4 protein-coding genes and 1 pseudogene are annotated in these 4,761 nt (G+C 66.8%); 4 read left to right on the top strand and 1 reads right to left on the bottom strand.

The annotated features are described in order from the left end of the window. A pseudogene (eno, locus tag ACO48X_RS10780) lies at positions 1-364 on the top strand (phosphopyruvate hydratase); the annotation flags it as partial. A 209-nt stretch (positions 365-573) separates the two neighbouring features. Here eno and ACO48X_RS10775 read toward each other — a convergent pair. Next, entirely contained in the window at positions 574-1,935 is a 1,362-nt protein-coding gene (locus ACO48X_RS10775; RefSeq protein WP_485002086.1) for an FAD-binding oxidoreductase, read from the bottom strand. A 356-nt stretch (positions 1,936-2,291) separates the two neighbouring features. Between ACO48X_RS10775 and ACO48X_RS10770 the strand changes: the two genes are divergently transcribed. The 3 genes from ACO48X_RS10770 to ACO48X_RS10760 are packed head-to-tail and all read left to right on the top strand — an operon-like array spanning position 2,292 to position 4,596. Then, positions 2,292-3,002, top strand: coding sequence for an FtsB family cell division protein (locus ACO48X_RS10770; protein ID WP_485002085.1), 711 nt, complete (start codon positions 2,292-2,294; stop codon positions 3,000-3,002). Then, the gene (locus tag ACO48X_RS10765; RefSeq protein ID WP_485002084.1) at positions 2,999-3,601 is read left to right on the top strand and encodes a DUF501 domain-containing protein; all 603 of its coding nucleotides are present in this window, start codon (positions 2,999-3,001) and stop codon (positions 3,599-3,601) included. Before ACO48X_RS10770 ends, ACO48X_RS10765 begins: the two co-directional genes overlap by 4 nt. After that, the gene (locus ACO48X_RS10760) at positions 3,598-4,596 is read left to right on the top strand and encodes a Ppx/GppA phosphatase family protein (RefSeq protein WP_485002083.1); all 999 of its coding nucleotides are present in this window, start codon (positions 3,598-3,600) and stop codon (positions 4,594-4,596) included. The genes ACO48X_RS10765 and ACO48X_RS10760 overlap by 4 nt, the downstream gene beginning before the upstream one ends. The last annotated feature ends 165 nt before the right edge of the window (positions 4,597-4,761 follow it).

Genomic DNA, 4,761 nt, shown 5'->3' with positions numbered 1-4,761 from the left:
GCTCGTCGGCGACGACTTCTTCGTCACCAACCCCGAGCGCCTCGCCAAGGGCATCGACCTCGGCGCGGCCAACGCCCTCCTCGTGAAGGTCAACCAGATCGGAACGATCTCCGAGACCCTCGAGGCGGTCGAGCTGGCCCATCGCAACGGCTACCGCACGATGACCTCCCACCGTTCCGGCGAGACCGAGGACACCACGATCGCCGACCTGTCCGTCGCCACCAACGCCGGCCAGATCAAGACCGGCGCACCGGCTCGCGGCGAGCGGATCAACAAGTACAACCAGCTCCTGCGCATCGAGGACCAGCTGGGCGAGAACGCCGTTTTCGCCGGCCGCGGCTCCTTCCCGCGTTACAAGGGCTGACCTCGGCGGGCCGACGTCGAATTTGAGCCGAAAGGCCGCCGATCAAGGGACGGCGTCGGCGACGAACCGACGTCGCCCCGTTCATGCGAAGGGAATGCCCCCGGAACTCTCCGGGGGCATTCCCTTGCCTTCGGGCCGTGGCCCTGCTTCTCAAATCTCGGCCCTGCTTTTCAGGCTTTGCCCCTGCTAGTCAGGCTCCGGTCTCGCTTTCAGATCTTGCGGCCGGGGGTGAGGATGTTGTTGGGGTCGAGCGCCTGCTTGATCGCCCTTTGCACCGAGCGCGTGTCGGGGCTGAGCAAGTGGTCGATCTCGGCGTGCTTGAGGTGGCCGATCCCGTGCTCGCCGGAGACCACGCCCTCCATGCCGATTGCCATGCGGCAGATCTCGTCGAGCAGGGACTCGGCCGCAGCCGCCTCCTCGGTGCCTTCGCCGCACTCGACGATCGGGTGGATGTTGCCGTCGCCGGCATGGGCGAGAATCGAGACTTTCCGGCCGCGTTCAGCCGAAATCTCCTCGATTCCGTGGATGGCGTCCGCAAGGCGTGAAATCGGGACGGAAACGTCTCCGATCACCTGCATGCCGTTGGCCGACAGGGCCGGGTAGGCGTCCCTGCGCACCTGGAAGAGCCGCGTGCCCTCCTCGAACTGCACGGCCGTCGCCCCGTATTCGCGGCACACCTGCGCGTACTCTTCGACTGCCCTCTTCGCGTTCTCGCCTTCGGCCTGGCCGAGCAGAAGCGCCGCACCCGGCTGGGGGATCTGAAGGTCGGGATTGCGCTTGTTGACCAGCTCGACCCCGAGGGCGTCGATGAGTTCGAGGGAGACCGGGCGAGGCTCGCACGCCCGAAGCATGACGGTGGCGTATCCGGCGTCCTCCGCCGAATCGAAGCAGGCGAAGAATGTGTAGTTGTCGTACTGATTGAGCGGCTCGATGCGGATGACGGCCTGGGTGATGACGCCCAGCGTCCCCTCCGAGCCGATGAAAAGCTCCTTGAGATTGAGGGACGAGTCGTTTTTGATGGTCTTTGACCCGACGTGGATCACTCTTCCGTCGGCGAGCACCACCTCGAGCGCGCGAACCCAGTTGATCGTCACGCCGTGGCACACGGCCCGCAGGCCTCCGGCGTTGGTGGCGATGTTGCCGCCCACCGAGCACATCGAGGCCGACGCCGGGTCGGGGGCGAAGAAGAAGCCCTCCTTGGCCAGCTCTTTGTTGAGCTGGGCGTTGATGATTCCGGGTTCGACGACGGCGATCCCGTTCTCATGGTCGATCTCGAGGATGCGATTCATGTTGTGGAGGGCGATGATGAGGCCTCCCGGATAGGAGACAGCCCCTCCGGCGAGCCCTGATCCGCCCGTGCGGACCGAAACGGGGACCTTGCGGGCGTTCGCCCATGCCAAGGCGATTGAAACGTCTTCGGTCGTGTCGGCGAATACGGCGCCGAGCGGCTCGCCTTCCGGAACCATCCACGACAAGTCTCTGCCGTAGGGCTCGATGGTGCGTTGATCCGTGACGAAGCGCTCCCCGAGTTTTTCGCGAAGCTCCTGGAGGTCGTCCGTGGTGATGGGCATATTCCCTCTTTCCATGCACTCGTTCGTCATTGAGCGACTGTCCGGGGTGCGGTCCCGGAGGTGCGTAGGTGATATAGCTTACATCCAGATTCTACTCTCAGAGCGGCAAGATGTCAGATGCGTGCACATTGCCCGGACCGACCGTGACGGCGCTCTTCTGGGACTGCGGGGCCCCGCCGCCAATGGGATTGCGAGGCCCAGCCCCCGATGGGATTGCGGGGCCCAGCCCCCGAACGCCCAGAAGGGCGCTGCGGCGCCGAGCGCCGGTGATCGGCGCGGCTCCGCCTCCGAAGCGTTGCGGCCGGCACACGTGTTTGTGCCCGAACCTTTGGAAGGCCGACCGTAGAATTGCTCCTATGAATTCCCGCCAGCCCGCGCCTCGTCGCCCTCGCAACAGCCGACCCCGCAAGCGTTCCGCGCCCCCCGCGCGTTCGGGGGAGAGCTCGCGTTCGACGTCGAACGGCCGAATTCGAGAGGGAAGGCCCTCCCGGCGCCAAGGGGCGAACCCTCGAAATGCGCGCTCGCCGCAACGCCCCGGGGTTCGGCGGGCCAGCGGGCAGGAGGGCAGGCGGCGCTTCGAGACGCGGCGTTCGATCGTCATTCCCGGTTCGAAGGGCACGTATCAGATTTCCTTGCGGATGCTCACCGTCGTTCTATTCGCCCTCGTCGCCCTCATCGTCGTCTTGCCCACCTTCGCCAGATACCTGGACAAGCAGCAGGAGCTTCGCGACGCCAAGGCGCGTCTGTCCTCCGTCCAAGAGCACAATGCCGAGCTTGAGCGCGAGCTGAAGCTGTGGAAGGACGACAATTACGTCAAGACCCAAGCCAGAAAGCGCCTCGGATACGTCATGCCCGGGCAGACGCTCTACGTCGTCACGGATCCCTCGAAGGGCACGGCGACGGAGCGGCTGCAGAAGAAGGTTGAGTCCGTCAATAGGAAGCGCAGGGCGGCCACCCCGTGGTACACGACCATGTGGGACTCCGTGAAAATCGCGGGGCAGAGCGGAAAAGCGGACAATGTGGACGACGTTCCCGTCGTCGGAGGGAAAGGCGGCGCAGGCAAGTGATCGATGATCTTGCGGCCATAGCTGTTCATGCGACGCCGGTTCGCCCCGGGGACGTCGAGGCGATCGAAGCCCAACTCGGCAGACGCCCGCGGGGCCTCGTCGGAATAGGCGCGAGATGCGCGTGCGGCGCCCCGGCGGTGACGGTCACCGAGCCTCGTTTGCCCGACGGCACGCCGTTTCCCACTCTTTTCTATCTCACGCTTCCGAGCGTGGTGTACGGAATGTCCCGTCTGGAGGCCGAAGGCCGCATGGCGGAGCTCAACGCGCGCTTGGCCGAGGACGCCGACCTTGCCGCAGGCCACCGCGCCGCGCACGCCGATTACATCGAGCGCAGGCGCCTCCTTGGGAATGTGCCCGAGATCGCCAATGTGAGCGCCGGGGGGATGCCCGACCGCGTGAAATGCCTCCACGCCCTGGCGGCCTACTCCATGAGCGTCGGGGAGGGCGTATGCCCGGTCGGCGATCTCGCCTTGAGGGCCGCGGCGTGGGATCCGGCCGTGTGCCATTGCGGCGAGGACGCGCAAAGGACTGTGCTGGGGGTCCAAAGCGCGGCGTCGGGCGGCGAAGGCGCCCAGTCTGTTCAAGGACGGGCCGAGTGAGCGTCGCGGGCATCGATTGCGGAACGAATTCGATACGTCTGCTCATCGCCGAGGCCGCCCCGGACGGCTCCTTGCGCGACCTCGTCCGAGAAATGAAGGTGGTGCGGCTAGGCCAGGGGGTCGATCGGACGGGAGAGTTCGCACAGGAAGCCCTTGAACGAGCCTTCGCGGCCGCAGAAGAATACGGGGAGGCCTGCCGCGCCCACGGCGTCGCGTCGATTCGCTTCGCGGCGACGTCGGCCGCGCGCGATGCGCGCAACCGCGATGTCTTCGTGGAAGGGGTGCGCTCGCGATTGGGAGTCTCCCCGCAGATTCTCAGCGGGGAAGAGGAGGCTCGGGTTGGCTTTGCCGGCGCGATTTCGGGGATGCCGCGCGGAACGGAGAGCCCCCTGCTGGCCGTCGATTTAGGCGGCGGTTCCACGGAGATCGCATTGGGGACGATGTCGGGAGAGCTGCTCGGGGCGTACTCGATGGACGTCGGGTGCGTGCGGATGCACGAGAGGCACCTTGGCGCGGACGCGCCCGATTCGCAGGCTGTGGAGGCCGCGCGCAGGGACGTGAACGTGGCGCTCGACGCCGCAGAGGAGCACGTCGACCTCGGCGCCGCCAAGGGGCTCATCGGCTTGGCTGGCTCGGTCACCACGATCACGGCGAAGGCTTTGGGGCTTCGATCCTATGATCCCGAGCGCATTCATGGAACCGTTCTGAGCGTCGAGGAGACGCTTGTGACATGCGATTGGTTTCTGAGTTCGACGCGCGCCGAGCGCGAGGCGCTCGGATTCATGCATCCCGGCAGGGTGGACGTCATAGCCGCCGGAGCGCTCGTCTGGGGCGAGGTCGTCGCGAGGGCGGCGGCCAGAGTTCGCGAAGCCGGAGGCGAGCTTGCGGGCGTCACGACGTCTGAACACGACATCCTCGACGGCCTGGCGATGTGGGCCGCCCGCGACCCCCAGCCGCCGAGCTGGCGGGGGAGCGAGCCGTCGCTCGAGAAGTAGAGGCCGACGGGCGCCCTAGGGCTTCGGACGGCGCCCGCGGCGGTCCCCGCGAATGCCGTCGCGTCGCGGACCGTCCTCGCGCCTGTTCGGCGCATGGCGCAGGTGTGAGTGGGGATCAAGGCCGGGGCCGCGAATTGCCGAGCGCAGGCGCAGTCGCAAAGCGAC

The sequence above is a fragment of the Peptidiphaga sp. genome (genome assembly GCF_057238965.1).
This window is presented reverse-complemented; position numbering and strand designations above follow the sequence as displayed.

Bases quoted from the DNA above. Each gene is read 5' to 3' on its own strand.
- ACO48X_RS10770 (WP_485002085.1), top strand. From the start codon at position 2,292: ATGAATTCCCGCCAGCCCGCGCCTCGTCGCCCTCGCAACAGCCGACCC.
- ACO48X_RS10775 (WP_485002086.1), bottom strand. From the start codon at position 1,935: ATGCCCATCACCACGGACGACCTCCAGGAGCTTCGCGAAAAACTCGGG.